The sequence below is a fragment of the Herbidospora daliensis genome (assembly GCF_001570585.1).
In the GTDB taxonomy this organism is placed as follows: Bacteria; Actinomycetota; Actinomycetes; order Streptosporangiales; family Streptosporangiaceae; genus Herbidospora; species Herbidospora daliensis.
The window spans coordinates 109,995-136,686 of record NZ_BBXF01000010.1; the positions used below are offsets into that span (position 1 = coordinate 109,995).

At 71.0% G+C, this 26,692-nt stretch carries 27 protein-coding genes; 17 read left to right on the top strand and 10 right to left on the bottom strand.

Features of this window, described 5'->3' with window-relative positions:
• Positions 1–12: 12 nt before the first annotated feature.
• Positions 13–792: an enoyl-CoA hydratase-related protein gene (locus AW274_RS35595; protein WP_062442554.1), complete on the top strand. Its 780-nt coding sequence runs from the start codon at positions 13–15 to the stop codon at positions 790–792.
• A gap of 15 nt (positions 793–807) precedes the next feature.
• On the opposite strand, the gene AW274_RS35600 is transcribed toward AW274_RS35595, so the two are convergent.
• Both AW274_RS35600 and AW274_RS35605 read right to left on the bottom strand, forming a co-directional pair.
• Positions 808–1,536, bottom strand: coding sequence for an aminoglycoside 3'-phosphotransferase (locus AW274_RS35600; protein ID WP_062442559.1), 729 nt, complete (start codon positions 1,534–1,536; stop codon positions 808–810).
• Positions 1,533–2,723 carry an epoxide hydrolase family protein gene (locus AW274_RS35605; RefSeq protein ID WP_062442562.1) on the bottom strand — a complete coding sequence of 397 codons (1,191 nt, stop codon included), beginning with the start codon at positions 2,721–2,723 and terminating at the stop codon, positions 1,533–1,535. The genes AW274_RS35600 and AW274_RS35605 overlap by 4 nt, the downstream gene beginning before the upstream one ends.
• Before the next feature lie 62 nt (positions 2,724–2,785).
• Between AW274_RS35605 and AW274_RS35610 the strand changes: the two genes are divergently transcribed.
• Positions 2,786–3,751, top strand: a complete 966-nt coding sequence (locus AW274_RS35610; protein ID WP_062442567.1) for a helix-turn-helix transcriptional regulator — start codon at positions 2,786–2,788, stop codon at positions 3,749–3,751.
• On the opposite strand, the gene galK is transcribed toward AW274_RS35610, so the two are convergent.
• The gene (galK, locus tag AW274_RS35615) at positions 3,748–4,854 is read right to left on the bottom strand and encodes a galactokinase (protein ID WP_062442570.1); all 1,107 of its coding nucleotides are present in this window, start codon (positions 4,852–4,854) and stop codon (positions 3,748–3,750) included. The genes AW274_RS35610 and galK overlap by 4 nt on opposite strands.
• A gap of 18 nt (positions 4,855–4,872) precedes the next feature.
• On the opposite strand from galK, the gene AW274_RS35620 reads away from it, so the two are divergent.
• The 6 genes from AW274_RS35620 (at position 4,873) to trxA (ending at position 8,217) form a co-directional block, all read left to right on the top strand.
• A complete protein-coding gene (locus AW274_RS35620) occupies positions 4,873–5,664 on the top strand; it encodes a 1-aminocyclopropane-1-carboxylate deaminase/D-cysteine desulfhydrase (protein ID WP_232320648.1) in 792 nt (263 codons plus the stop codon).
• A gap of 2 nt (positions 5,665–5,666) precedes the next feature.
• Positions 5,667–6,380 (top strand): peptidoglycan editing factor PgeF, encoded by a 714-nt coding sequence (gene pgeF / locus AW274_RS35625; protein WP_062442576.1) that lies wholly within the window; start codon positions 5,667–5,669, stop codon positions 6,378–6,380.
• 34 nt (positions 6,381–6,414) lie between these two features.
• Complete coding sequence (locus tag AW274_RS39825; protein ID WP_081898213.1) at positions 6,415–6,591, top strand: DUF4236 domain-containing protein; 177 nt, start codon at positions 6,415–6,417, stop codon at positions 6,589–6,591.
• A gap of 104 nt (positions 6,592–6,695) precedes the next feature.
• Complete coding sequence (locus tag AW274_RS35630) at positions 6,696–7,478, top strand: class I SAM-dependent methyltransferase (protein ID WP_062442579.1); 783 nt, start codon at positions 6,696–6,698, stop codon at positions 7,476–7,478.
• Positions 7,479–7,567: 89 nt separating this feature from the next.
• Positions 7,568–7,906 carry a MerR family transcriptional regulator gene (locus AW274_RS35635; protein ID WP_062442582.1) on the top strand — a complete coding sequence of 113 codons (339 nt, stop codon included), beginning with the start codon at positions 7,568–7,570 and terminating at the stop codon, positions 7,904–7,906.
• Positions 7,903–8,217 (top strand): thioredoxin, encoded by a 315-nt coding sequence (trxA, locus tag AW274_RS35640; protein ID WP_062442586.1) that lies wholly within the window; start codon positions 7,903–7,905, stop codon positions 8,215–8,217. Before AW274_RS35635 ends, trxA begins: the two co-directional genes overlap by 4 nt.
• On the opposite strand, the gene AW274_RS35645 is transcribed toward trxA, so the two are convergent.
• A complete protein-coding gene (locus AW274_RS35645; RefSeq protein ID WP_062442589.1) occupies positions 8,208–8,711 on the bottom strand; it encodes an O-acetyl-ADP-ribose deacetylase in 504 nt (167 codons plus the stop codon). The two genes, trxA and AW274_RS35645, sit on opposite strands and share 10 nt — an antisense overlap.
• Positions 8,712–8,732: 21 nt before the next feature.
• Positions 8,733–10,295, bottom strand: coding sequence for a GDSL-type esterase/lipase family protein (locus AW274_RS38725; RefSeq protein WP_063813867.1), 1,563 nt, complete (start codon positions 10,293–10,295; stop codon positions 8,733–8,735).
• A gap of 442 nt (positions 10,296–10,737) precedes the next feature.
• Between AW274_RS38725 and AW274_RS35655 the strand changes: the two genes are divergently transcribed.
• The 3 genes from AW274_RS35655 to AW274_RS35665 are packed head-to-tail and all read left to right on the top strand — an operon-like array spanning position 10,738 to position 15,589.
• Positions 10,738–11,718, top strand: coding sequence for a DUF559 domain-containing protein (locus AW274_RS35655; protein ID WP_198169565.1), 981 nt, complete (start codon positions 10,738–10,740; stop codon positions 11,716–11,718).
• Entirely contained in the window at positions 11,718–12,386 is a 669-nt protein-coding gene (locus AW274_RS35660; protein ID WP_157520911.1) for a hypothetical protein, read from the top strand. The genes AW274_RS35655 and AW274_RS35660 overlap by 1 nt, the downstream gene beginning before the upstream one ends.
• Positions 12,386–15,589 (top strand): ATP-binding protein, encoded by a 3,204-nt coding sequence (locus AW274_RS35665; protein WP_062442604.1) that lies wholly within the window; start codon positions 12,386–12,388, stop codon positions 15,587–15,589. The genes AW274_RS35660 and AW274_RS35665 overlap by 1 nt, the downstream gene beginning before the upstream one ends.
• On the opposite strand, the gene AW274_RS35670 is transcribed toward AW274_RS35665, so the two are convergent.
• The gene (locus AW274_RS35670; RefSeq protein ID WP_232320649.1) at positions 15,567–17,246 is read right to left on the bottom strand and encodes a DUF2264 domain-containing protein; all 1,680 of its coding nucleotides are present in this window, start codon (positions 17,244–17,246) and stop codon (positions 15,567–15,569) included. The two genes, AW274_RS35665 and AW274_RS35670, sit on opposite strands and share 23 nt — an antisense overlap.
• Before the next feature lie 55 nt (positions 17,247–17,301).
• On the opposite strand from AW274_RS35670, the gene AW274_RS35675 reads away from it, so the two are divergent.
• Both AW274_RS35675 and AW274_RS35680 read left to right on the top strand, forming a co-directional pair.
• Positions 17,302–18,687 (top strand): aldehyde dehydrogenase family protein, encoded by a 1,386-nt coding sequence (locus AW274_RS35675; RefSeq protein ID WP_062442607.1) that lies wholly within the window; start codon positions 17,302–17,304, stop codon positions 18,685–18,687.
• Positions 18,684–19,622: a hydroxyacid dehydrogenase gene (locus tag AW274_RS35680; RefSeq protein ID WP_062442864.1), complete on the top strand. Its 939-nt coding sequence runs from the start codon at positions 18,684–18,686 to the stop codon at positions 19,620–19,622. Before AW274_RS35675 ends, AW274_RS35680 begins: the two co-directional genes overlap by 4 nt.
• On the opposite strand, the gene AW274_RS35685 is transcribed toward AW274_RS35680, so the two are convergent.
• From AW274_RS35685 to AW274_RS35695, 3 genes are read right to left on the bottom strand one after another with little or no spacing between them, the layout of a single operon-like run.
• Positions 19,619–20,464 carry a carbohydrate ABC transporter permease gene (locus tag AW274_RS35685; RefSeq protein ID WP_062340041.1) on the bottom strand — a complete coding sequence of 282 codons (846 nt, stop codon included), beginning with the start codon at positions 20,462–20,464 and terminating at the stop codon, positions 19,619–19,621. The genes AW274_RS35680 and AW274_RS35685 overlap by 4 nt on opposite strands.
• Positions 20,461–21,429, bottom strand: a complete 969-nt coding sequence (locus AW274_RS35690) for a carbohydrate ABC transporter permease (protein ID WP_083975385.1) — start codon at positions 21,427–21,429, stop codon at positions 20,461–20,463. The genes AW274_RS35685 and AW274_RS35690 overlap by 4 nt, the downstream gene beginning before the upstream one ends.
• 27 nt (positions 21,430–21,456) lie before the next feature.
• Positions 21,457–22,683 (bottom strand): ABC transporter substrate-binding protein, encoded by a 1,227-nt coding sequence (locus AW274_RS35695; RefSeq protein ID WP_198169566.1) that lies wholly within the window; start codon positions 22,681–22,683, stop codon positions 21,457–21,459.
• A gap of 180 nt (positions 22,684–22,863) precedes the next feature.
• Between AW274_RS35695 and AW274_RS35700 the strand changes: the two genes are divergently transcribed.
• The gene (locus AW274_RS35700) at positions 22,864–24,054 is read left to right on the top strand and encodes an ROK family protein (protein ID WP_062442614.1); all 1,191 of its coding nucleotides are present in this window, start codon (positions 22,864–22,866) and stop codon (positions 24,052–24,054) included.
• Positions 24,055–24,075: 21 nt separating this feature from the next.
• Here the strand turns inward: AW274_RS35700 and AW274_RS35705 are convergent, their stop codons facing one another.
• Positions 24,076–25,389 (bottom strand): hypothetical protein, encoded by a 1,314-nt coding sequence (locus AW274_RS35705; protein WP_062442630.1) that lies wholly within the window; start codon positions 25,387–25,389, stop codon positions 24,076–24,078.
• A 124-nt stretch (positions 25,390–25,513) separates the two neighbouring features.
• On the opposite strand from AW274_RS35705, the gene AW274_RS35710 reads away from it, so the two are divergent.
• From AW274_RS35710 to AW274_RS35720, 3 genes are read left to right on the top strand one after another with little or no spacing between them, the layout of a single operon-like run.
• Entirely contained in the window at positions 25,514–25,822 is a 309-nt protein-coding gene (locus AW274_RS35710; protein ID WP_062442634.1) for an ArsR/SmtB family transcription factor, read from the top strand.
• A complete protein-coding gene (locus AW274_RS35715) occupies positions 25,819–26,286 on the top strand; it encodes an SRPBCC domain-containing protein (protein ID WP_062442638.1) in 468 nt (155 codons plus the stop codon). The genes AW274_RS35710 and AW274_RS35715 overlap by 4 nt, the downstream gene beginning before the upstream one ends.
• The gene (locus AW274_RS35720) at positions 26,283–26,690 is read left to right on the top strand and encodes a VOC family protein (RefSeq protein ID WP_062442642.1); all 408 of its coding nucleotides are present in this window, start codon (positions 26,283–26,285) and stop codon (positions 26,688–26,690) included. Before AW274_RS35715 ends, AW274_RS35720 begins: the two co-directional genes overlap by 4 nt.
• The last annotated feature ends 2 nt before the right edge of the window (positions 26,691–26,692 follow it).

The following is a 26,692-nucleotide window of genomic DNA, read 5'->3' on the forward strand; positions in this document are numbered from 1 at the left end:
AGAACAATATTCGTGAGTGACCTGGTGCTGAGCGACCTCGCCGACGGCGTCCTGACGCTGACCTTCAACCGCCCCGAGCGGCTCAACGCGTGGACCGAGGCCCTCGGGACCCGCTACTTCGACCTGCTCACCGAGGCCGAGCGCGACCCGGCGGTGCGGGTGATCGTGGTGACCGGGGCCGGGCGCGGCTTCTGCGCCGGGGCCGACTTCCAGACGCTGACCGCCCTGCAGGACGGCACGCTGGAGGCGTTCACGGAGCGGCGCCCGAACACCTTCCCGGTCTCGGTGCGCAAGCCCGTCATCGCGGCCGTGAACGGCGCCTGCGCCGGGCTGGGCATGGTGCACGCCCTCGTCTGCGATCTGGTCTTCACGGCCGCCGAGGCGAAGTGGACGACCGCCTTCTCCCGGCGCGGCCTGATCGCCGAATACGGCCTCGCGTGGGTGCTGCCGAAGCTCGTCGGCCAGGCCCGCGCCCTCGACCTGCTGCTGTCCGGCCGCACCTTCACGGGGGAGGAGGCGGCCGGTCTGGGCCTGGCGCTGCGCGCCGTGCCCCGGGAGGAGCTGGCGGGCGTCGTGGGCGACTACGCCCGCGATCTGGCCCGCAACAGCTCGCCCGCCTCGATGGCCGTGATCAAGCGGCAGGTCTGGGGCGACTGGGACCTCGGCCTCGACGACTCCCGGACCGCCGCCGAGAGGCTGATGGCCGAGTCGTTCGGCCGCCCCGACTTCGCCGAGGGCGTGGCCAGCTACCTGGAGAAACGCCCGCCGGAGTTCCCGCCCTTCACGGGGTAGCCCGGCGGCAGGACGTCAGCCCCAGGTGAGCGGATCGAGGTGCAGGTAGAACCGGATCCGGTCGGGATCGGGGTCGAGGCCGAACAGGCCCGTACGCGGCAGGCCGGGCCTGATCTCGTCGGCGGTGGCGAACAGCAGGGCCAGGTCGGCGTGCGGGTCGGCCCGGCCCAGCCGGCCCACGTCGACGAAGCCCGTCACGGTCAGCGTCGCGGGGTCGACGAGGATGTTGGGCAGCGTCAGGTCGCCGTGGCAGACGACCTCGTCGCGGGCCTCCTGCGCCCTGCGCAGGCCCATCTCCGGCCTCAGGCGGGCCAGGAGCTCGCGCGGCGGGGTGCCGGCCTGCTCCTCGGGCAGGAAGTCGGGATTGACCGCGCCGCGCGCGACGACGTCCTCGGCCAGCGCGAGCATCCGGTCGAGGCCGCGGGAGAAGGGGCAGCCGGGGAGGCCGTGGAGGCGGCGTACCGCCTCGGCGACGGACTCCCAGGCGGTCTCCAGCCCGGCGGGTGACAGCCGGTCGGCGGGCACGCCCCCGACGGCCGAGGTGACCAGGCGGGCCCGGTCTCCGGCCGCCTGCCAGTCGAGCACCCGCTGGCCCGGCACGTCGTGCCCGGCCAGCCAGGCGAGGCGGTCGCGTTCGGCAGTCAGGTCGGCGACGGGGCCCCACTTGGCGTAGCGGGCGCCGTCGGCCGAGCGGAACACCTGCGCGCCCGATTCGCCGTGGCCGACGGGCGTCCAGTCGCTCATGCCCCTCCTCGCACGGCGCGGAGGAACGTGCGCAGGTCGCCGACCAGGAGATCGGGCGTCTCCATCGCGGGGAAGTGGCCGCCCCGGTCGAACTCCGACCAGTGGGCGACCGCGCCGGCCGGGTCGGCGAGGGCCCGGACCGTCAGGTCGGCCGCGAACACCGCCACGCCCTGCGGCGGCAGGGGCATCGCCGACCAGCCGCCCTGGTCGCCGGTCGAAGCCATCTCCAGGTACGCCCGCATGCCCTCGTAGAGGATGTCGGCCGACGACGCGCCGGAGCCGGTGAACCAGTAGAGGCTCACGGTGGTGAGCAGCCGGTCGCGGCCGACCGCGTCCTCGGGCAGGGCGGCGGCGGGGTCCGTCCACTCCCGGAACTTCTCCGCGATCCACGCCAGCTGCCCGATCGGGGAGTCGTTGAGGGAGTAGGCCAGGGTGCGCGGGCGGGTCGACTGCTGGTGCAGATAGCCGAGGCCGTCGAGCCGGAAGGCGTTGAAGCGTTCGGCGCGCTCCCTGTCGGCGGCCGACAGGCCGTCGAGGTCGACGGCCGGGCCGAGCGGATAGGGCGAGGGGCCGTTGACGTGGGTGGCGAGCACCCGGCCCGGGGCGGCCATGGGCAGCAGGGCGGTCACCCCGCCGCCGATGTCGCCGCCCTGCGCGGCGAACCGCTCGTAGCCGAGGCGGCGCATCAGCTCCCCGAACGCGGCGGCCACCCGGAACAGGTTGCCCCAGCCCGGCTCCCGCACCGGATTGGAGAAGCCGAAGCCCGGCAGCGACGGGATCACGACGTGGAAGGCGTCCGCCGGGTCGCCGCCGTGCGCGCGGGGGTCGGTCAGCGGGCCGATCACGTCGAGGAAGTCGGCGAACGAGCCCGGCCAGCCGTGGGACAGCAGCAGCGGCAGCGCGCCGGGCTCGGGGGAGCGCACGTGCAGGAAGTGCAGGTCCTGGCCGTCGATGGTGGTCACGAACTGCGGGTGCTCGTTGAGCGCCTTCTCCTGGGCCCGCCAGTCGAAGCCGTCCGCCCAGTACGCCGCCAGCTCCCGCAGATAGCCGGCGGGCACCCCGCGCTCCCAGCCGGCGCCGCCGGTCTGCCGGGGCCAGCGGGCGCGGGTGAGGCGGTCGCGCAGGTCGTCGAGGTCGGCCGGGGGGACGTCGACGCGGAACGGGCGGATCTCGGTGGTGTCGTCCATGACCCAGAATCTACGAGGCATACAGGAACGAGCCGTTCCTGTATCCGGGCAGAATCTCCCTTATGTCGGACACAGCACAACGCCTGCTGCGGCTGCTCTCCCTGTTGCAGACGCCGCGCGACTGGAGCGGCCCCGAACTGGCCGAGCGCCTCGGCGTCACCCCGCGCACCGTGCGCAACGACGTGGACCGCCTGCGCGGCCTCGGCTACCCGGTCAGGGGCCTCAGAGGCGTCACCGGCGGCTACCGGCTCGGCCCCGGCGCGGAGGTGCCGCCGCTGCTGCTCGACGACGACGAGGCGGTCGCCGTCGCGGTCGGGCTGCGGGTGGGCGCCACCCAGGGCGCGGTCACCGGCCTGGAGGAGGCCGCGCTGCGGGCGCTGACCAAACTGGAACAGATGTTGCCCGCGCGGGTGCGCCGCCGCGTCAACGGGCTGCGCGCCTCCTTCGCGCCGCTGCCGCAGCCCGGTCCGCGCGTGGACGCCGACACGCTCACCGCCATCGCGGCGGCCGTGCGCGACCACGAGCGGCTCCGGTTCGACTACACCGGCCACGACGGGGCGGCCGCCCGCCGCGAGGTCGAGCCGCACCGGCTCGCGCACGGCCGGGGCCGCTGGTACCTGGTCGGCTGGGACGTCGCCCGGTCTGACTGGCGCACCTTCCGGGTCGACCGGATGGAACTGAAGACGCCGAACGGCCCCCGGTTCACCCCGCGCGAGCATCCCGCCGGCGACCTCGAAGGCCACGTCGCCACCGGGCTGGCCACCGCGACCTGGCGGTGCCGGGCGCGGGTGACCGTCAGGGCGCCGGCCGCGTACGTGCGCGAGCGGCTGCCGCCGGGCGTGCCGGTCGAACCCCTGGGCGACGACGCCTGCGTGGCCGAGGTCGGCTCCGACACGCCCCACATGCTGGCCTGCCACCTCGGCCTGCTCGACGCCGACTTCGAGGTCACCGGGCCGCCCGAGCTCGTCGAGCGGCTCGGCGTGCTGGCCGACCGCTACCGGCGGGCGGTCCCGGAGCAGGCGGGTTAACCGAGCCGGCGGGCCCCGGCCGAGGGGACGGCGGTGCGGAAGACCGGGGACCGCCAGCCCCTGGCCTCGTAGGCCTCGGTCACCGTCTGGCGCATGGTGTCGGCGCGGTCGGCCGCGACCAGGGCGATGGCCGAGCCGCCGAAGCCGCCGCCGGTCATGCGGGCGCCCCGCGCGCCGCCCTTGATCGCCGACTCGACGGCCACGTCGAGCTCGGGGCAGCTCACCTCGAACTGGTCGCGCAGCGACAGGTGGGAGGCGTTCAGGAGCGCGCCGATCTCGGCCACCGCGCCGGCCCGCAGGAGGCCGACGACGGCCTCCACGCGGTGGTTCTCGGTGACGACGTGCTGGGTGCGTTTGCGCTCGTCTCCGCTCAATCTGGACAGGGCGCCGGCGAGGTCGGTGACGTCGCGCAGCGCCGCGACGCCCAGCTTCGCGGCAGCGCTCTCGCAGTCGGCCCGGCGCTTCGCGTACTGGCCGTCGGCCAGTTCGTGGTGGACGCCGGTGTCGATGATGACCAGGTCGAGGCCCTGGGAGGGCAGGTCGAAGGGGATCGCGCGGCTGCCGAGGCTGCGGCAGTCGAGCAGCAGGACGTGGCCCTCCTTCGAGAGCGCCGAGGCGGCCTGGTCCATGATGCCGCAGGGCATGCCGACGACCTCGTTCTCGGCCCGCTGCCCCAGCAGGGCCAGCTCCATCGGGGTCTGGCCGAGGTCGTAGAGGTCGTTCAGCGCCAGCGCGACCGAGACCTCCAGGGCCGCGCTCGACGACAGGCCCGCGCCGCGCGGCACGTCGCCGTCGATCGCGATGTCGGCGCCGCCGACCGGCAGACCGGCCTTGCGCATGGTCAGGGCCACGCCGATCGGGTAGGCCGCCCATCCGGCGACCTCCTCGACCGGGCCGCCGCCCGACTGGACCGACACGACCCGCACCCGGTCGTCGGACCGCCGGGCGACCGCCGCCGTGACGCCCCAGGGCACCGCGTAGGGGAGCACCAGGCCGTCGTTGTAGTCGGTGTGCTCGCCGATCAGGTTGACCCGGCCGGGGGCGTGCCAGACGCCCTCGGGTGTGCCGCCGAAGGCGGTCTCAAAGGAGGAAACGACCCGCATGGCCGTTAGGTTATCGCTGTGGTCTCGCCTCTCACCCGCGCCGACGGGGTCCTGCTGAAGCGTGACGACCTTCTCCATCCCGACATCCCCGGCAACAAGTGGCGCAAGCTCAAGTACAACCTCACCGGCGAGCCGATCGTGACGTTCGGCGGGGCCTACTCCAACCACATCCGGGCCGTCGCGGCGGCCGGGCGTGCGTTCGGGTTCCCGACCGGCGGGGTCATCCGGGGCGAGCCGGTCCGCAACGAGGTGCTCGACTTCGCGGCGGCGTGCGGCATGCGGCTGATGTTCCTCGACCGGGCCCGCTACCGGGCCAAGACCTCGCCCGAGGTGCTGCGGCTCGTGCGGGAGGAGTTCCCCGGCCACCGCGTCATCCCCGAGGGCGGCTCGAACGCCGAGGCGGTGCGCGGCTGCATGGAGATCGGGCCCGAACTGGCCCATCTCGGCGAGGCCGTGGTGTGCTGCCCCGTCGGGACCGGCGGCACGCTGGCCGGGCTCGCCGCCGGGCTGCCGCCCGGCTTCACCGCCGTCGGCTTCTCCGTGCTCAAGGGCGGTTCGTTCCTGGACGACGAGGTCGCCCGGCTCCAGACCGAGGCGCTCGGCCACGTCACGCCCAACTGGCGCATCGAGACCGGGTTCCACTTCGGGGGCTACGCCCGCACCACCCCCGAACTGAGCGCCTTCGTCGACGATTTCGAGGCCCGGCACGGGCTCCGGCTCGACCACGTCTACACGGCCAAGATGATGTACGGCATCCGCGCCCTCGCCCTCGGTCCCACGGTCGTCGCGCTGATCACCGGTAGGGTGTGAGGGTGCTGCTGGCCGAGGGCGTACACGCCGTGATCACCGATCGTCGTGGCGGCGTGAGCCCGGCGCCCTTCGGCGGCCGCAACCTCGGCGGGGCCGTCGGCGACGACCCGGCGAACGTCGCGGAGAACCGGCGCGTGACCGCGCTGGAGTGCGGCGTCGACCCCGCCCGCGTGGTGCTCATGCGGCAGGTCCACGGGCGCGAGGTCGCCTACGTCGACCGGCCGTTCGGCGACGAGCCGCCGGGCCTCGACGCGGTCTTCACCGCCGAAGAGGGGCTCGCGCTGGTCTCGCTGGCCGCCGACTGCGCCCAGGTGCTGGTGGCCGACCCGGTCGCCCGGCTCGTCGGCGCCGCCCACTCGGGCCGCCCCGGCACCCTCGCCGGAGTGGTGCCCGCGCTGGTCGAGGCCATGGCCGGGCGCGGGGGAGACCCGGGCCGGATGGTCGCGCTGGTCGGCCCGGCCGCCTGCGGGCGGTGCTACGAGGTGCCGGCCGAGATGCGCGACGAGGTCGCCGCCGTCGTGCCCGAGGCGTGGGCGACCACCTCGCGCGACACCCCCTCGGTCGACCTGCGGGCCGCGATCACGGCACAGCTCTCCCGGTCCGGGGTGGACGACGTCCGGCACGACGCCCGCTGCACCATCGAATCAGGCGATCTCTACTCATACCGCCGCGAAGGGCAGACGGGGCGCTTCGGGGCCTACATCTGGCTCAGCTAGGAACTTTCGTCCTGATTCCGCTCGTTCTCCGGGCATGGGATGGGACTACCGGAAGTCGGTAAAAGTCGGACCGATGCGCTTTCACCTCTCACGTCACGGCGTCTCCCGCAGTTACGGGGGCCGTCGATTCCACGTCTACCGCACCCCTGACGGACGCCGCCACGTGACCGTGCGGCTGCCCGGCGGGTTCCACATCGGGAAGACGTTCTAGCGAGACGCGGCCGTGGCCCGCGTCAGGGTGTCTTTCTCGGCTAGGCGTCTCACGATCTGATACATATCCTCTCGTATCGCGAGACGAGGCGTACTCTCGTGCCCATGCACTACACGCATGGGCACCATGAGAGCGTGCTGCGGTCCCACCGCTGGCGCACCGCCGAGAACTCCGCGGCCCACCTGCTGCCGCACCTGACCCCCGACACGACCCTGCTCGACGTGGGCTGCGGCCCCGGCACCATCACCGCCGACCTGGCGGCCCGGGTCGCCCACGTCACCGCCACCGAGGTCGGCCCCGACGAGCTCGGCCTGGCCCGCGCCGAGGCGGAGCGGCGGGGCACGCCGAACATCGCCTTCGAGGTGGCCGACGCGCACGCGCTGCCGTACAAGGACCAGACCTTCGACGTCGCCCACGCCCACCAGGTCCTCCAGCACCTCGCCGACCCGGTGCGGGCGCTGCGCGAGATGGGCAGGGTGGCCCGGCTGGTCGCCGCCCGCGACAGCGACTACGGCGCGTTCACCTGGTATCCGGCGCTGCCCGAGCTCGACGAGTGGCTCGGGCTCTACTACGCCGTGGCCCGGCGCAACGACGGCGAGCCCGACGCCGGGCGGCGCATGCTCTCGTGGGCCCGCGCCGCCGGGTTCACCGACATCGAGGTGTCCACCTCGACCTGGACCTTCGCCACCCCGGGCGACCGCGAGTTCTGGGGCGGCATGTGGGCCGACCGGGTCGTGAAGTCGTCGCTCGGCCGCCAGGCGCTGGACGCGGGGCTGGCCACGCCGGAGGACCTGCGGCGCATCGCCGACGGATGGCTCACCTGGGCCGCCGACCCCGACGGCTTCCTGACGATCGTCCACGGCGAGATCCTCTGCCGTGTTTCCTGAGGCAGATTCCAGACGCGAGCCACACCCGGCCTTCGGCCGTGCGCGTCTCGCTTGACGTTCACGCTGATGTGAAGGTTTAGCCTGCGGACATGCGGATCGGTGAGCTGGCACGGCGTTCGGGTGTGAGCACCCGCGCGCTGCGCCATTACGAGGAGAAGGGCCTGCTGGCCGCCCGCCGGGGCGCCAACGGATACCGCGACTACGACGAGGCCGACGTGCGGCTCGTCCAGGAGATCCGGGCCCTGATGGCCGTCGGCTTCACGCTGGAGGACGCCCGCCCGTTCGTCGCCTGCCTGCGCGCCGGCAACGAGTCGGGCGGGGTCTGCCCCGAGTCGGTGGACGTCGTCCGCCGCAAGCTCGCCGAGATCGACACCGAGATCCGCGACCTGATGGCGCGCCGCGACGAGATGCTACGGAGGAACACATGATCGAGGTCACCGCGGAGACGTTCGAGCGCGACGTGCTGGGCAGCGACCGCCCGGTGCTGCTCGACTTCTGGGCCGAGTGGTGCCCGCCCTGCAAGATGATCTCCCCCATCCTGGAGGAGATCGATCGCGAGTACGGCGACAAGGTCGTCGTCGCCACGATCAACGCCGACGAGCACCCGTCGATCGCGCTGCGCTACGACGTCATCGGCCTGCCCACCCTGAACCTCTACCGCGACGGCGAGGTCGTCCACCAGATCAGGGGCGCCCGCCCCAAGCGGGCCATCGTCGACGGGATCGCCCCTCACATCTGAGCCTGGAAGTGCTCCAGGGCCTCGTCGGTGAACAGCACGAACCGCACCTCCTCCACCTTGGTCGGGGTGGCCCTGACAGTCTCGACGGCGATGCGCGCCGCGTCGTCCATCGGCCAGCCGTAGATGCCCGCCGACACCGCCGGGAAGGCGACCGTCGAGGCGCCCAGTTCGTCGGCCACCCGCAGCGCCTCGCGGTAACACGACGCCAGGGTCTTCGACCGGTCTTCGTTCTTGCTGTGCACCGGCCCGACGGTGTGGATGACCCACTTCGCCGGCAGACGCCCCGCCGTGGTGGCGACCGCCTGGCCCGCGGGCAACCCCTTGCCGTAGGCGGAGGCCCGCAACCGGCGGCACGCCTCCAGGATCTCGCTGCCGCCCTTCCGGTGGATCGCGCCGTCGACGCCGCCTCCTCCCAGCAACGAGGAGTTGGCGGCGTTGACGATCGCGTCGGCCCGCTGATCGGTGATGTCACCCTTGAGCATGATGATCCGCATGGCCGGATTGTGCCCGTTGGGTCAGACGTTCACCACGTCGAACTGCTCCCAGGGCCCGATCGCGGTCCGGTTGGCGATGAGGGGCTGCGCGCCCCCGCCGTCGGCGCAGACCAGGTTGCCGTTGGCCTGGGCGCGGAGGCTGATCGTGCCGTTGGAGTTGTTCACCACCTGGAAGGTCTCCCACGGCCCGACGGCGGTCCGGTTGGCGATGAGCGGCTGGGCGCCGGCGGCCTCGGCGGCGACGTACATGCCGTTGGCGCGTGAGCGCAGGGCGATGTTGCCGTTGCCCAGGTCGACGCGGTCGAACGTGGTCGCGGCGCCGTTGGCGACCAGCGTCGGCCCGGCGTTGACGAGCTGGTTGTTGGCGCGCGACCGCAGCTGGATGCCGGGCGTCCCGCCGGTGGCCCCGAACCAGGAGAGGTCGAAGGCGTTCGCCATGGCCTGGAACCCGGCGTCGTTCGGGTGGAGGTGGTCGCCCGGGTCGTAGGCGGGCAGGAACCGGGTCGGGTTGGCGGGGTCGCGGGTGGCGGCGTCGAAGTCGACGACCCGGTCGCAGCCGCTGCCCGAGCCGCGCACCCACGCGTTGTAGGCGGCGCGGCTGTTCTCGCCGTCCTGCGTCCAGTAATTGGCCCCCTGGAACGGGGTGAGGGTGGCGCAGATGAACTGGATGCCCCGGGCGTGCGCCCGGCTGATGAGGTTCTGCGCGCCGGTGATGAGCTGCTGCGCCGTCGGCACGGGCCGGTTCGACCCGACGTCGTTGATGGGGTTGTCGGCGAACACGACCCACTTGACGCCGGTCTGGTTGAGCACGTCGCGCTCGAACCGGTTGATGGCGCTCTGCCCCGCGCCGTCACGGAGCAGCTGGTTGCCGCTGATGCCCTGGTTGACCACCCCGACGACGCGCCCGGAGGCGTTGAGCCGGTTCGACAGCAGGTTCGGCCACCGCCGGTTGGCGTTGTGGCTGGAGGCGACCCCGTCGACGATGGACGCGCCCAGCGCGACCACGGTCCCCGCGCCGTTGGCGCTGTCGACGTCGACCCCCGACAGGATGAAGTTGTCACCGGTCTCACCGGTCGGCGTGATGGTCGCGTTGCCCGCGACGTTGCCGCCGGCGATGTAGCTGGTCTGCAGCGCCGTCTGGTGATAGGTCGCCGGCCCCGTCGCCGACGGCAGGTGGAAACTGACCGCCAGGTCGGAGGAGGCCGCGACCGGCACACTCGCCGCGTCGCTGATGGCCAGCCCCCCGACGGGGATCGTCACCGACTGCTGCCCGCCGAACGTCATGAGCCGATCTGTGGACGTGTCGACCGACGACCCGCTCGTCCGCCGCGCCACGTGCACGTTCTGCACCGTGATGGCACGCGTGCCGAAGGCGTTGGAGAGCTGCACCCGAACGGCGGAGCCGCCGATGCTGGTGCGGATGATCTGACGGAGCGTCTGGTTGCTGAACTCGCGGTTCGACCCGCTCTGCGGAGAGGCCGCCCAGGTGCCGAGCCAGGGGGCGGCGGAGGCGGGGGCGGGGAGGTTGGTCGCGACGAGGACCGCGACGAGGGCGGCCGTGAGCGCCCGGATTAACCGTTGCATTGTGTCCTTCTGCCTGTACGAGACCACGCTCGTGATCAGGCCGAGATTAAGCTGACAGGTCTTTGTCGTCAACAGATAGGTTGGATGTATAGGCGCGGGAACGTGACAAAGTGGGCGTTCGAGTGCCTCGAAACCGGACATAGGTCGGACCTGATGGCCGGATGACTAATTCGCGCGGAATGACCCGGATATTCTCGGATATAGCGGGATTTGAAGGATTGTCAGGATGACTGTTTCGATGGTTTTGTTACTCCGGAAACAGAGATATCTCTAGAATTCCTGCGCATCATGCGGTCTGGCCCTATACCCTCTGCGGCGTCACGTTTTCAGATGAGTGTCCGAGGGAACCGGCATGCCATTCACGTGGGGCGATCTCCCAGTGGGGAGGGTGCTCCGCATTGCCGGAGTGGATTCCAGCATTGACGCCAATGTCATGGAATTGTTGCTCGACCCTTTACCGGAGACCGGCCCGGCCGTCGTCACCTACGCGGCGGCGGAGTGTGACTCGGTCGCCGACCTGGTCGGATCCATCCTCCGGGAACTCGAGACGCTGGCCGTCGGGCTCTTTCCGGCCTGGCTGCCCGAAGGCGACAAGCTCGACGGTCCGGGCGGCGGCGGAATGGCGGCGGCGCGGGTTCTCGCGATGCGCATGGCCACCGGCGGCCGTCATTTCGGACCGTTCCTGGCCGAACTCGCCGCCCACGCCATTCAGCACCGGGGCGAGTTCTCCCTCGCGCTCAGGCCCGTTCGTGGCCGGAGATTTCCCGCCGAGGTCCGGGCCGCCGGACTGGCCCGGGTCGTCGCGGCCGCGTATGGGCGTCAGGCGGCGGCGCTCGTCGTCCACGTGCCGGAGAAACCGAGTTCCCACGGCGAGACGGTGCTCGTGGCCGGTTGTGAGTGGCTGGCCCACCAGAGCGGGATGGGCGTCTGGCTGGTCGGCCCCGAGGTGAAGCGGGTCGAGACCGTACACCTGACCGTGCCCGAGGCGGTGGCCCGGCTGGCGGCGCGGCTTCCGCCGCCCGAGACGCCCGCCAAGTCGTTGCGGGTGCCCCCGCTCCGCGGCGAGCCCGCCCGCTACAGCGAGGTCGAGCAGGCCGTGGAGAAGGCGCTGCTCGACTGCCCCTGGGCGCACGGGCGCGAGTGGAACCAGACCTACGCGTCGAACGACTCGCTGTTCGTGACGATCCGCACCGACCTGATGTGGGCGCACGAGAAGTGCGTGGTGGAACTCGACGGGCCCGAGCACCTGACGCCCGCCAAGGCCGAGATGGACCGGATTCGGGACCGGCATTTGGAACGTGACGGTTTCACCGTCTTGCGCTTCACCAACGAGCAGGTGCTCGACGATCTGCCGGCGGTGCTCCGCCGGATCAGGGATTTCCTCCTGGGGCGTCGCCTCGGGCTGAGCGAAGGAGCAGTCTGATGTCCGAAGAAAGACTCACATACCGGCAGGTTGCGGCCCTCCTTGTCCTCAAGGAACTGGGGACCGCCGTGGGCCACAAGGATTTGCGCGACAACTGGGGCCTGGACCTCGACACCAAGAACCGCGCCGGATTGGTGGACGCCAAGCTGATCGAGTCGGAGACGCGGGAACGCCGGACCATCTGGTATTGGATCACGCCGGCCGGTGAGGAGAAGGCGCTGAACGAGGTGCGGAAGGGTGTCACAGTGAGCTCGCGGTCGGGCAAGACCCTGGCGCTGCTCTACCTGCGCACCCTTGTCGCGCCCGCGACCCCGGCTGCCGTTGAGGCGCCCGAATCGGTGGCTGCACCGGAACCGGTGACCGCACCCGAACCGGTGGCCGCGCCGATCGCCCGCCCCGACGACGAGGTGGAGGACCGCATCCGCGAGGCCTATTCGAAGATCACCCCGGGAGTGGGGGAGTGGGTCTCGCTGACGAGATTGCGACCGCTGCTCGACGACATCGACCGGGCCGAACAGGACAACGCGCTGCGCAGGATGTTGTTCAACGCGCCTGAGGTGCACATTCTCGCCGCGGCGATCGTCGGCCACCTGTCGCCCGAGGACCACGCCGCCGCCGTCATGATCGGCGACGAGCCCAACCATCAGCTGCGGATCGGATCCCGCTGATGATCACAGACTGGTATGCGATCAGCTCGCTGAACGTCATCTCGACCGTCAACGGAGGGGAGGACGTCTGGCGTCCCGTGCCCTTCCACGTCGAAGGATTACATCCCCAGGCGTCGCAAGCACTGACTTCGGGGTTGGAGGCGGCCGCCCGCAGCGGGGGCACCTCCAGCCCGATCGGCGTCGTTCTCGAAGGGACGGCGGGCAGCGGCAAGACGCACCTCATGAGCTGGCTGCGTGAGCAGGTCATCCGGCGCGACGGCTACTTCTTCCTGATGAGTGTGCTCGACGCGCGCAACTTCTGGGAGAGCGCCCTGGTGTCCATCCAGGACGGTCTGGGCCGGATCGGGGCCGATGAGGAGAGCCAGCTCAAGCGCTTCCTCCGCAATCTGACCGAGCCGATGGCGCTGCCCCGCCGGACCCAGCAGGCGGTCATTGGCAACCAGCCGTTGGAGAAGGCGCACCTCAAGGAGTTCATGCAGGGGCTGTACAAGCGGGACCCCCGGGTGTTCATGGAGGCACAGGACACGGCCCGCGCGCTGGTGCTGCTGGCCTCCAACGACTACAACCTGGCCAGCCTGGGCGACGGCTACATGTACGGCATGGAGGACTTCGACGGCGGTCGGCGGGAATGGGAATTCCGGCCGATCACCCGGACTCCGCAGGAACTGGTCCGGGACATCTCGCGGCTGCTCGCGATGACCGGGCCCAGTGTGATGGCCTTCGACCAGCTCGACCCGCTCATCAGCTCGATGACGCTGTTCGGGAGTGGCGAGGTCGACCCGAAGACCCGGGCCACCGCCCTGCAGATCGCCCACGGGCTGACCTCACTGCGTGAGGTGACCAGCAGGACCCTGTCGGTCGTCTCCTGTCTGCCGGACACGTGGATTCTGCTCAAGCAGCTGGCGGTGTCCAGCTTCAAGGACCGGTTCGAGGAGACCACGGTCCTCAAGCGGGTGCCCTCTCCCGAAGTGGGCCGGGAACTGGTGATCAGGCGGCTGGCGGAGCACTTCAAGAGCATCGGCTTCGAGCCGCCCTACCCCACGTGGCCGGTCCGGCCGGAGGCCTTTGCCGAGGCGCAGGCCTATACGCCGCGAAAGATCCTCCGGGCCCTCACCGACCACATCGGGGCCTGTGTCGCCCGAGGCGAGGTCAGGGAACTGTTCCGCTTCAACGGGGTGGAGACGCACCAGATCGAACCGGTCACCGCGATTCAGGCGACCCTGAGCGAGGTCCACGGCATCGAGACCAAGTTCGCGCTGCTCGAAGACGCCGCCCACGTCACCGGTGCGCTGGACGCGACGCAGGAGGACGCCGTCCTGCCGAGCCTGCTCGCCGCCGGGTTGCAGGCCTGGGCGATCGAGAAGGGCGACGACACGACGACCTACAAGGTCGACCCGACCTTCGGCCAGAAGACCTCCCTGCACGCGCGCCTCCGTCAGGTCCTCGACGAGGCCAGGGAGGACGAGATCCACTGGGCGATCCGCGGCATCAGCGCCAAGCACCCCAACGCGGCGCTGACCCGGCTCAAGAGGGCGGCCATCGCGGCGGGACTCGAAGCCGAGACGCCCAAGCGCCGGCTCGTCGTCCTCAGGAACGTTCCGTGGGCGGCCGGGCCCAAGACCCAGCAGGCCCTGGCCGACTTCCGGGCCCGTGGCGGCCGGATCGTCACGGTCGACGAGGACGACCTGAAGACCCTCTGCGCCCTGCGCGACCTGATGGCGCAGAACCCGCCGAGCCTCAACAAGTGGCTGGTCCTCAAGCGGCCGGCCAGCGCGGTCAAGCTGCTCAGGGAGATTCTCGAAGACTGGTCGGACCAGCCCGTCGAGGCGGCGCCGGCCGCTCCGCAGGTGCAGCACGTCCCAAAAGCACCTGAGGGCGACATCCTGGAGGAGCCGCCCGCGCTGCCGACCCGTGAGGCGGGCACGTCGGGGCACGCGCCGGTGACCCTGACGGATCCCGTGGTCCTGCCCGTCAAGGCGCCCACGCTGGTCGTCGGGCGCTCCTACGAGCGCGGGCTGCCGGTCTCGGTCGAACTCGAGGCGCTGCGCAAGCACACCGCGATCTTCGCCGGGTCGGGCTCGGGCAAGACCGTGGTGATCAGACGGATCGTCGAGGAGTGCGCGCTCCAGGGGGTCTCCTCGATCGTGCTCGACACCAACAACGACCTGGCCCGGCTCGGCGACCCCTGGCCCGAGGAGCCGTCGGCCTGGGGGCCCGGCGACGCGGCCCGCGCGGCGCGCTACATCGCCGACACCGACGTCGTCGTGTGGACGCCGCGCCGGGAGAAGGGCCGGCCGCTGGCGTTCCAGCCGCTGCCCGACTTCGCCGGGGTCAGGAACGACGTCGACGAGTTCAACGAGGCCGTCGACGCCGCCGTCGCCGCGCTGGTGCCGAGGGCCAAGGCCGAGGGGAACACCAGCAAGGCCGCGGTTTCGCGGGCGGTGCTCAAGGAGGCCGTCGTCCACTTCGGGAAACACCGGAGCGGCGGCCTCAACGGGCTCATCGGCCTGCTCGCCGACTTCCCCGAGGACATCAGCCAGATCAGCGGCGCGGTCAAGATCGCCGACGGGCTCGCGCAGGTGCTCCGGGCCGCGATGGTCAACGACCCGCTGTTCGGCGGCGAGGGGCAGCCGGTCGACCCGGGCCTGCTGCTCACCCCGGCGGCGGGCAAGCGGGCGCGGGTCTCGGTCATCTCGTTCGTGGGGTTGCAGAGCGACTCCGAACGGCAGTCGTTCGTGAACCAGCTGCAGATGGCCCTGTTCGCGTGGATCAAGAGGAACCCGGCGGGAGACCGGCCGCTCGGCGGGCTGTTCGTCATGGACGAGGCGCAGAACTTCGCCCCGTCCGGCGCGACGACCGTGTGCACGCAGAGCACGCTGGCGCTCGCCTCCCAGGCCCGGAAATACGGGCTCGGGCTGGTGTTCGCCACCCAGGCGCCGAAGGGGCTGCACAACCGCATCCCCGGCAACGCGGCCACCCAGTTCTACGGGCTGCTCAACGCGCAGGTGCAGATCGAGGCGGCCAAGGAGATGGCGCGGGTCAAAGGCGGCAGCGCCGACGACATCGGGTCGTTGCGCAGCGGTCAGTTCTACGTCGCGCCCGAAGGGGCCGGCTTCGCGAAGGTGCGCACGCCGCTCTGTCTCAGCCACCACCCCCGTGCCCCGCTGACCACCGAGGAGGTCATCGACCGGGCGAGCCGGTGACGCGGCTGACCAGCCAGAACTCACCCGCTTCGTGTTCGCCCCGCAGGGTGGGGAGGATCGTGCGCGGCACCAGGACGTTGGTTCCCGGGTGCGGCTGCACGACCTCCCCGCCCCGCCGGACCCCCGTCGGCCAGCCGGCGTCGGTCACGTCTTCGATCCGCGACAGGCCCTGTGCGGAGGACGCCCACGCGTAGCCGTCGCCGGTGTCGCGGCCGGTCTCGGTGTCGCGGCTCACCGCGAAGGCCGCCTCCGCGGTGAACAGGGAGCGGCCGGACACGATGCGGTGGACGCGCAGGTGGTCGGGGGCGCGGGGGATCAGCCACGTCTCGATCTCGACGTCGTCCCATGGGGACCAGCGCAGGTGGAGGTCGCCGAGGGATTCGGGGACCTCGCAGCAGCGCCAGTGGCGGCCGTCGTCGCTCAGCGCCAGGGTGTTGTCGTACGCGCCTTGGTCGAGGCCGTGGTTTCCGGCCGGGACGCTGAAGCCGAAGACGGTCGAGTAGGCGAACTTGGCGTACTTGGCTGCGCCGCCGCGGGCCCACATGTTGTGCTGCGCGGTGCTCAGCACGACCACGTGGCGGCCCTCGTCCGAGCGGATCACGGCGGTGCCGGCTTCGGGCTGGTGGACGACGCCGTCGGGCAGCGCCGCGGGGGTCTCCGGGGTCGTCCAGAAGGGGTGGGTTTCTGGCAGCGCCAGCGGGAGGAACGCCTTCATGGCCCAGTAGGGCGAGCCGGGGGCGTTGTACTGTTCGGCGAGCAGCGGTTGCGGGTAGGCGTAGCCGATGGTCAGGACCCCGTCGCGGTCGGCCACGGCGCGGTCCTGCCACCAGCGCAGGTGGCGCAGCAGGTAGCCCTTCGTTTCGCCCCACGGCAGCGCGTCGACTCCGGCGAAGGCCAGGGCGCCCCAGAAGGCGGCCTGGGCGTACCGGTAGGTCATCGACCGGCCGAAGGGGACGGCCGCGCCGTCGGCGGCGAACCAGTGGCGGAAGTCGAGGGCGAACTCGCCCGCGCGGCTGCGGAAACGCTCGGCTCGGGCGTCGTCGCTCAGACCGGCGTAGATCAGGCCGTAGTAGTGCATCGCGAACGGCACGTAGTAGTCGCGCTGGGCGGTCGGGCCGTCGGAGTACCAGCCCCGGCCCAGGGCGAACGACTCCAGCCGGTCGAGCCGGGCCCGCAACGGCTGTTCGTCCACCGGTACGCCGACACGCCGCAGGCCGAGGGCGACCAGGACCGGGAAGAACTGCCAGTTGTTGTCGACGCCCGGCCGGGCGAGGGCCTGCGAAAGCCACGTCACCACCCGATCGCGCTCGATTCCGCTCAGACCGTCCCACAGCTGGTCGGGGGCGAGCGCCAGGGCGAAGCCGAGTGCCGCCGTCTCGACCAGACGCTGGTCGACGTCGGCGATGTCGCCCCAGTACTCCGGGTGCGCCGGGTCGGTGCCGGTCGCCAGGCCCTCGCGCCACAGGTCCATGCCTTCACCCAGCGGGGCCAGGCCCCACAGGGGACGGGCGAAGGCCTCCAGTTCGGCGGCGGCGTCGTCGTAGTGGGCGGCATTGACGCCGAGTCGCAGGCGGGCGCGGCCGGGGCTGAACAGGGGGTGCAGCGGGGTGACGAGATCCCGGACGAGCTGGGCCATCGACGCACGATCCGCTGCCATCTCGCTCCTGTCAATACTTATTTTTATATATACACTTAAGTATAGAATATAGCCTATGCACTACATCGATGGGGCTTTCGTCCCGGCCGTGAACACCGCTCCCGTACGGGAGAAGGCCACCGGGGCCGAGATCGGGAGGTACGCCCTCGGCACCGCCGCCGACGTCGACCGGGCCGTCGAGGCCGCCCGCCGCGCCCAGCCGGGATGGGCCGCCCTCGGGGCGCCCGAACGGGCCGCCTACCTGACGGCGTTCGCCGACCACCTGCGGTCGCGCTACGACGAGCTCGTCGAGTTGTCGATGCGGGAGACCGGGGGAGTCCGGGCCAAGGCCGTCGACGAGGTGTCGGCCGGGCTGAAGCAGCTGGCCATCTCGGCCGTGGAGGCGTGCGGGACGGCGGGGGACGTCCTGCAGCCGTACAAGGCGGGGAAACTGTCGCTGTCGCGGGCGGTGCCGCTCGGGGTGCTCGGGATCATCACGCCCTGGAACTATCCGGTCAACCTGGCCATGCGGGCGGTCGCGCCGGGGCTGGCGTTCGGGAACACGATCGTGCTCAAGCCGGCCGAGCTTACGCCGATCATCGGCGGGCAGGTGCTGGCCGAGGCGGCCGACGCGGCCGGGTTGCCGCCCGGCGTGTTCAACGTCGTCGAGGGCGACGGGCCCGAGGCGGGGCACGCGCTGGCCGAGCACCGGGGCCTCGACCTGCTCGACTTCACCGGGTCACGGGAGGTCGGCACCGCCATCGCGCTGTCGGCCGCGCGGGACCTGCGGCCGGTGCGGCTGGAGCTCGGCGGCAGCAACGCGTTCGTGGTGCTCGACGACGCCGACGTCGAACTCGCCGCCTCGTGCGCGCTCATCGCGTCGCTGGAGTTCCAGGGGCAGACGTGCATCAGCGCGAGCCGCCACATCGTGCTCGAATCGGCCGCCGACGCCTACGTCGCCGCGCTCACCCGCAAGGTCGAGGCGCTGACCGTCGGGAACCCCTTCGACGGGGTCGACCTCGGGCCGCTCATCAGCGAGACGCAGCGCGACCGCGTCCACGAGCGCATCGTGTTGCCGTCGGTCGCGAAGGGCGCCGTCGTCGCCGCCGGCGGCACCTACGACGGGCTGTTCTACCGGCCGACCGTGCTCACCGGGGTCACCCCCGACATGCCGGCGTTCGCCGAGGAGATCTTCGGGCCGGTGCTGCCGGTCACCGTCGCGGCGAGCGAGGAGGAGGCGATCGGGCTGGTCAACGGCTATCCGATGCTGATGAACTCCGTCTTCAGCCGCGACCTGATGCGCGGCCTGGCCGTCGCCGAGCGGCTGCAGGCCGGGGAGGTGCACGTCAACGACGCGCACGCCCGGCACGGCGCCGAGAACCAGCTGCCCGGCTTCACCCGCCGCCAGTGGATCGGGGTGCAGCGCGGGCCGCTCGACCTGCCCGGATGGACCCGGGGATGATTGTCGATCACGCGATGTACCCGGAGCTCACGGTCCGGCTGTTCGGCACGCCCGCCGCGCCGCTGACCGAGTTCCGCAGCCCGGCGGCCCGCGACCGGCTGGCCGCCGTGGAGATCCTGGTGACCGGCTGGGGGTGCCCCGTCCTCGACGGCGGGGCGCTCGACGCCGCGCCCAACCTCAGGGCCGTCGTGCACGCCGCCGGGAGCATCAAGGGGCACGTCACGCCCGAGGTGTTCGCGCGCGGCATCGTGGTCAGCTCGGCCGCCGACGCCAACGCGATCCCGGTCGCCGAGTTCACGCTCGCGATGATCCTGCTGGCCAACAAGGCCGTGCCGAGACTGGCTCGCGACTACCGCGCGGCGCGGAGCGACCTGGGCCTGCTCACCCGGGACGACGACCTCGGCAACTACCGCAAGACCGTCGGCATCGTGGGGGCATCCCGCGTCGGCCGGCGCGTGATCGAACTGCTCAAGCCCTTCGACCTGGACGTCCTGGTCGCCGACCCCTACGCCGGCGACCTGGTCACCCACGACCTCGACGAGGTGATCGGCCGCAGCGACGTGGTGTCGATCCACGCGCCGGCCACGCCGGAGACGTACCGGCTCATCGGCGCGGAGCGCCTGAAGGCTCTCAAAACGGGGGCGACCCTCATCAACACCGCGCGGGGTTCCCTCGTCGACGAGGAGGCGCTCATCGCGGAGCTGCGCACGAACCGGATCTCCGCGATCCTCGACGTCACCGACCCCGAGCCCCCCGAGCCCGGCTCGCCGTTGTGGGACCTGCCCAACGTGGTGCTGACGCCGCACGTCGCGGGGGCGCTGGGGTCGGAGGTCGGGCGGCTCGGGCAGGCCGCCCTCGACGAGGTGGAACGGCTGACGCGCGGTGTCCCCCTGAGATTCCAGGTGGACCCGCGCGCCCTGTCCCGCCAGGCCTAACTCTTCAGGCCCGAGAACGCGATGCCCTGCATGATGCGCCGCTGGAAGATCAGCAGCACGATCATGACCGGGACCACCGCGAGCGCCGCGCCCGCCATGATGTAGTAGGCCCGGCCCGACTCGGTGCTCGCGAGCTGCTGCAACGCCAGCGGCAGCGTGTAGAAGTCGGGGCTGTTCAGCACGATCAGCGGCCACACCAGGTCGTTCCAGTGGAAGATGAAACTGGTGATCGTCACGACGGCCAGCACCGGCTTCGACAGCGGCAGGATCACCCGCCAGAAGATCGCCATCCGGCCCGCGCCGTCGATGCGGGCGGCCTCCTCCAGTTCGACCGGAAGCGTGCGGAAGAACTGCCGCATGAGGAAGATGTCCAGCACCGAGGCCACGTTGGGCAGGATGATGCCCCACGGCGAGTCGTAGACGCCGAGCACCTGGGTGACGTGCAGACGCGGCACCAGCAGGGTGATCGTCGGCACCATCATGCCGGCCAGCATCAGGACGAAGATCTTGTCCCGGCCCGGGAACGGGATGCGCGCGAACGCGTAGGCCGCCAGGGCGTCGATCAGCAGCTTCACCGGGACCAGCACGCAGGTGATCCACACGCTGTTCCAGAAGGCCGTGCCCAGGCCGCTGATGGTGAAGACGTACTCGTAGTTCCCCAGCGTGGGGTTCCACTCGCCGGTCTTCTTGTCCAGCGGGAGGAGCTGCGGCACCTGGGTGTAGACGTCGGGGCCGTTCTTGAACGACGTCGCCAGCATCCACACGAACGGGACGACCGACACCAGCGCCAGCAGGATCAGCGCGATGTAGATGGGCAGGCGGCGCACCGTCTTCTGGTTCACGACGCCTCCTGCTTCATGAACTTGAACTGCACGAACGTGATGATCATGATGAAGACCAGGAGGATGAACGACATCGCGCAGGCGGCGCCCATCGCGTTGTAGCGGAACGCGTAGAGATAGATGTGCAGCACGTAGGCCAGGCCCGACTGCTCGGGACCGCCGGTGACGCTCCGGTTGCCGCCGCCGCTGAAGATGACGTACACGAGCCCGAAGACCTGGAGCGCGGCGATGATGCCGGTCACGACGAGGTAGAAGGTCGTCGGGCGGAGCATCGGCACGATCACCTTGAAGAAGCGCTGCACCGGGCCCGCGCCGTCGATGACCGCGGCCTCCCTGATCGACTCGGGGATGCTCTTCAGGCCCGCCAGATAGATGATCATCGAGATGCCGCACTGCCACGCGGCGATGAACGCCAGCGCCGGGATGACCAGCTCGGGGGTGTTCAGCCAGTTCTGCCGGGGGATGCCCACCAGGCCGAGCACGGCGTTGACCAGGCCGTACTGCGGGTCGTAGAGCCAGCGCCAGATGGCGCCGACCGCCGCCTCCGCCGTCACGACCGGCAGGAACAGCAGCAGCCGGAACAGGTTCGAGCCGCGCCTGATCGCGTTGATCAGCAGGGCCTGGCCCAGCGCCGCGATCAGCGTCAGCGGCACCGCGACCAGCGTGTACTGCAGGGTGACCTGGATCGACTTCCAGAAGTGCGGGTACTTGACGTCGTCGAAGAACAGGTCGGTGTAGTTCTGCAGCCCCACCCAGATCGGGGCCGAGTGCAGGTCCCACTCGGTGAAGCTGTAGTACAGGGCCGCCAGGGCCGGATAGAGCAGGAAGATGATGAAGTACACCAGCGCGGGGGCGATGAGCAGCCACCCGATCAGATGGTCACGCCTGCCGACGCCCGGACGGCGGCGCCGTCCGGGCCCGGGGGGCGTCTCGGCGGGCCGCTGGGCCACGACCGGAGATGCCACGGTTGCCTCGCTTCCGTGATGACTGGGCTAGCTGTTCCAGCCGAGCAGGGCGCGGGTCTTGTTCGCCGCGTCGGTGAGCGACTCCTGGGCGGTCATCTTGCCGCTCAGGGCCGACTCCAGGGCCGGGGCGATGATCTCGTCGTTGATCTGGATCCACTGCGGGATGGCCGGCCGCGCCTGCGCCACCTTGAGCTGCTCGAGGAAGGCCTGCTGCTGCTCGCCGAAGGTGGCGGCGTCGCGCTCGGCGGCCTCCTTGTTGACCGGGAAGCCGCCCAGGGCCTGGGCCAGGGTGGTGTTGTTGGTGGCGTTGGTCAGGTGCTGCAGCCACTTCCAGGCCAGCGCCTCGTTCTTGCCCTTGGTGAACACGACCGCGTTCTCGCCGCCGATGTTGCCGGCCGGGGTCGTCTTGTAGGGCAGCGGGGCCACGCTGAAGTCGAGGTCGGGGAACTGGTCCTTGATCGTCGCGACGTCCCAGGGGCCGGAGATCATCATGCCGGCGAGGCCGTTGGCGAACGCCTGGTCGGAGTCGGTGATCTCACGCGGCGAGGAGGGCAGCAGGTCGACCCAGAGCTGGAGGGCCTCGACGGCCTGCGGCTGGTCGAACAGGATCTTCTTGTTCGCCTCGTCGACCATCTGGCCGCCGTTGCCGCCGACCACGCCCGGCCACATCCAGGCGCCGTAGCCGTCGCCCTTCGGCACCACGATGCCGGCCACCTTCGGGTCCTTCTGGTGGATGCCGGCGCTGATCGACTTGAGCTCGTCCCAGGTCTTCGGCGGGGTCGGCACCAGGGCCTTGTTGTAGAAGAGGGCGACCGCGGTGTGGTCGATCGGGAAGCCGTAGAGCTTGCCGCCCACCTTGTTGGTGTTGAGCGCGCCCTCCCAGAAGTCGGCCTCGTTGAGCGTGCCGGCCGGGACCTCCTTGATGGTGCCCTCCTGCGCGAAGCGGGAGACCAGGGGCTGGTCGAGGATCCCGACGTCGGGGACCGTGTTCCCGGCGAGGGCGGACCCGAGCTTGGTGTTGTAGTCGTCCTTGGGGATCTTGACGATGTTCACCTTGACCCCGGGGTTGGCCTTCTCGAAGTCGGTGCGGATCTTCTCGACCACTTCGCCGGCCTGAGGGGTGCGGTCCTGGAACATCCAGTAGGTCAACTCCGTGGCAGACCCCGCGCCGCCCTCCTCGGAGCCGCCGCCGCAGGCGGCGAGCCCGGCGAGCAGCACCGCTGCGGCAGCCGCCCCAGTGACTCTCCTGATCATTTCCATCTCCTTCTCGGGGGGTTGAACAGACGATAATGTAAGACGCAAAAAAAGATCAGCCCCTCGTCGGAAACGCTTTGGTAACGCGGCACCCGCTACCCTGTGCGGCGGCACTTGCCTGGTAGCCGTTTCGTTCACGCATTGAACTAACATGTCGGCAGAAAACGGGAGGACAGGCCCATGGCAAGGCCGGAGCGCAAGACGGTCAGGGACGTCCGGAAGGGGAACCGCGGCATGCTGCTGCGGACCCTGTACTTCGGCGGTCCCCGCAGCCGCCATGAGCTGACCGGCCTGACCGGCCTGAGCGCGGCCACCATCAGCACCATGACCGGCGACCTCCTCACCGAGAAGATCCTCATGGAGGCCGGCCAGGTCGAGAGCGACGGCGGCCGGCCGAGGGTGCTGCTGCGGGTCAATCCCGTGTACGCCTACCTCATCGGCGTCGACGTCGCCGAGACCCACGTCCGGGTCGAGCTCTTCGACCTCGAGATGGCCGAGAAGGCCAGGGTCGACTACACCCTCCGCCCCTCCCACCACGACATCGAGCTGGTCGCGCGGCGCATCCTGGCCGGGATCGACGTGGTTCTGGCCGACGGCCAGGTGGACGCGTCCCAGGTGCTCGGCGTCGGCATCGGGGTGCCCGGCATCGTCGAGCGCGGCGCCCCCGACGCGCTCATCCACGCCAAGACCTTCGGCTGGGACGGCGTCCCGCTGGGCGCGCTGATGCGGGCCGGCACCTCGCTGCCGGTCTTCATCGACAACGGCGCCAAGACCATGGGCCAGGCGGAGTTGTGGTTCGGGGCCGGGCGGGGGGCCGACCACGCGGTGATCGTGCTGATCGGGTCGGGGGTCGGGGCCACCGTGGTGGCCGACGGCCAGGCCGTGCGCGGCACGTCGAACTCGGCCGGCGAGTGGGGCCACACCAAGATCGAGATGAACGGCCGCCCGTGCCGGTGCGGGTCGCGGGGGTGCCTGGAGGCGTACATCGGGGCCGAAGGGCTGCTGGCCAGGGCCGGGGTGCCGGTCCAGACGACCGACTGGCCGTCGGCGCTGGGCCGGGTGCTGCACGACGGCGGTCCGGTCGTCGACGAGACGGTCACCTACCTGGGGACCGGCCTGGCGAACCTGATCAACATGCTGAACCCGGAGCGCATCCTGATCGGCGGCTGGGCCGGCCTGATGATCGGCGAACGCCACCTCGACCAGATCCGCGTCGTGGTGGGGGAGAACTCTCTTACCCAGCCCTACAACGCGACCTCGATCGTGCTGGGAGAACTGGGGCCCGACGCGGTCGCGATGGGCGCGGCGACGCTGGTGCTGGAGGAGTTCCTCGACACGAGCGCTCCACTGCGGCTGCACGCCGCCAGTTGATGCTTATGTCAAAGGGTTGAACTAAGGTTCCGGCCAGATCATCAGGAGGACGACCTGCGGGGTCCGCCTCCGCTCGTCGGGCTTGGCGTAGTGGAACCTGATCCGGTGGCGGCCCGGCCGCAACCCCGGCACCGTGAGGCCCTCGGCGGCCGACATCGTGTCGCCCAGCACCATGCGGCCCGTGGGGCTGGTGTAGCCGACCTCGACGACGCGGTCCCAGCCCGTCGGCTCCTTCGGGGGCCGCTTCGTGTAGACCTCGACCTGGACGCAGTTCTCGAAGTCGGAGTGGGTGTTCAGCACCAGGTGGCCCCGGCTGGTCGCGATGCCCGTGTCGAGCGACCGCTCGACGAGGCCGTCTTCGTAGTAGTCGCCCTCGAGTGACTCGATCACGCCGTAGTCGGGCCAGATCACGTCGCGCACCACGTGGCGGGCTCTGATCTTCGGCTGATGGCGGCGGCCGTCGCAGAAGATCCGGTTCGCGGCGTCGGCGGCCGCGCCGGAGGCCACCTGGGCCGCCTTCACCGCCTCGACCTGGCGCCGGGCCGCCGGGCAGATCGGGGCCAGGTCGTGGACGGAGAACTCCTCGACCGGGTATCGCGCGCAGGCCGCCCGGCCGTGGGCCAGCACGTCGCGGTCGGCGATCCCGGTGAAGCGGTTCTCCCGGCGCATCTCGCACAGGAACACCTCGGCGGGCGTCCAGGCGGACTCCTGGAACTCGTCGCAGGTCACGCGCTCGGCCCCGGCCTGGCTCAGGTCGGTCTGGACAACGGCCAGGACCAGGGTGACGGCGGCCAGCCCGGCGAGGATCCGGCCGGCCGTGCGCGCCTCGCCGCGCGCTGGGCGGGCCGCCAGCAGCATCAGCAGGCTGGTCGCGACCGCCGAGGGGCCACTGGGGACGATGATCATCCACATGCCCTCCGGGCCGCCCCACACCCCGAGGCAGTGGGGGGCGGCGACCAGGTCGTACAGGGCGAAGGCGGGGGTGTAGCCCCCGGTCACCAGCACGGCCAGGGCCAGCGCCCGGACGCTCGCGCGGCCCAGCCGCCGGCGCCCGCCCATCGTGGCCACGACCAGGACGATCACCGAGATCACGACGGCGATGGGGGCCTGGTGGGTGAGCAGGGAGGTGAACACGGTGTCGGGGAACCCGGAGCCGGCGACGCCGGACCAGATCGCCGCCGACACCGCGTGGGTGAGGTCGTTGCCCGGGCAGGGCTCCATCGGGCCGATGTGGGCGAACGAGTACACCTCGTCGCGGGCCAGGATCAGGTAGACGAGCTCACCGACCGAGACGACGAAGGCCAGCGTGAGGTAGATCCATGAGCTCCGGGACACGAGCGCACACCCTAACCAAACAGGTCATCCGGCCTGATCGACGGCGTGGGCGGCAACCCTAGCGAGGGCGTCCGATGGAGTGGTATAAAACCATCCTGTTACATAACTGAAAGGTTATTCGAGCATGCTGGACGCCACGTTCGCCGCCCTGGCCGATCCCACTCGCCGGGCGATCCTGGCCCGGCTCGCGCAGGGCGAGGCCACGGTGGGCGAGCTGGCCGCCCCGTTCGCGATGAGCCAGCCGGCCGTATCCAAGCACCTCAAGGTGCTGGAGAAGGCGGGTCTGATCACCCGGGGGCGAGACGCCCAGCGCCGCCCCTGCCGCCTGGCCGCCGAGCCGCTGCGGGAGGCGACCGAATGGCTGGCCGGGTACCGCGACTACTGGGAGGAGAGCTTCCAGCGGCTCGACGTGCTGCTGCGGGAGGGCGAGTGACCGAGGTCGTCGCGCGGGGCGACCGGGAGATCGTCGTCACCCGCCGGTTCGCCGCGCCGCGTGAGCGGGTGTTCGCCGCGCTGACCGTGCCCGAGCTGCTCGTGCGGTGGTACGGGGCGAAGGGGTGGCGGCTGGTGGAGTGCTCGTTCGAGGCGGCGGCCGGGGGCGCCTACGTGTTCGTCTCCGAAGGACCGGGCGGGGCGCGCATGACGCAGCGCGGGGAGGTGCGGGCCGTCGAGCCGCCCGCGTCGATCACGCTCAGCGAGGTCTTCGACGAGCAGTCGTATCCCGGGGTCACCCTGATCACCCACGACCTGGCCGAGGAGGGGCCCGCGACCCTGCTCACCACCACGATCCGCTACGCCACCCCCGACGGGCGGGCGACCGCGCTGCGGTACCCGATGGCCAGGGGGATGGCCGAGTCGTACACGAGATTCGATCTGCTGTTGGAAGGACAGGCATGAACTGGACCCTCGAAGTGGTCGTCGTGCCCGTGTCGGACGTCGACCGGGCCAAGGCCTTCTACGCCGACCGGCTGGGCTTCGCCGTCGACCACGACACCGCGTTCGGCGACGACGTCAGGATCGTGCAGCTGACCCCGCCGGGGTCAGGGTGCTCGATCGTGATCGGGAAGGGGGCGGTGCCGCAGATGCCGCCGGGGTCGCTCAAGGGGCTCCAGCTCGTGGTGCCGGACATCCGGAAGGCGCACGCGCTGCTCGTGGAGCGGGGGGTCGCGGTGAGCGACGTCCAGAAGATCGGGGAGAACCCCCATGAGGTGCCCGATCCCCTCGACAACGTCGGGTTCGTGTTCTTCGACGACCCCGACGGGAACGGGTGGGCGGTGCAGCAGATCTCCTCGCGCGGCTGACC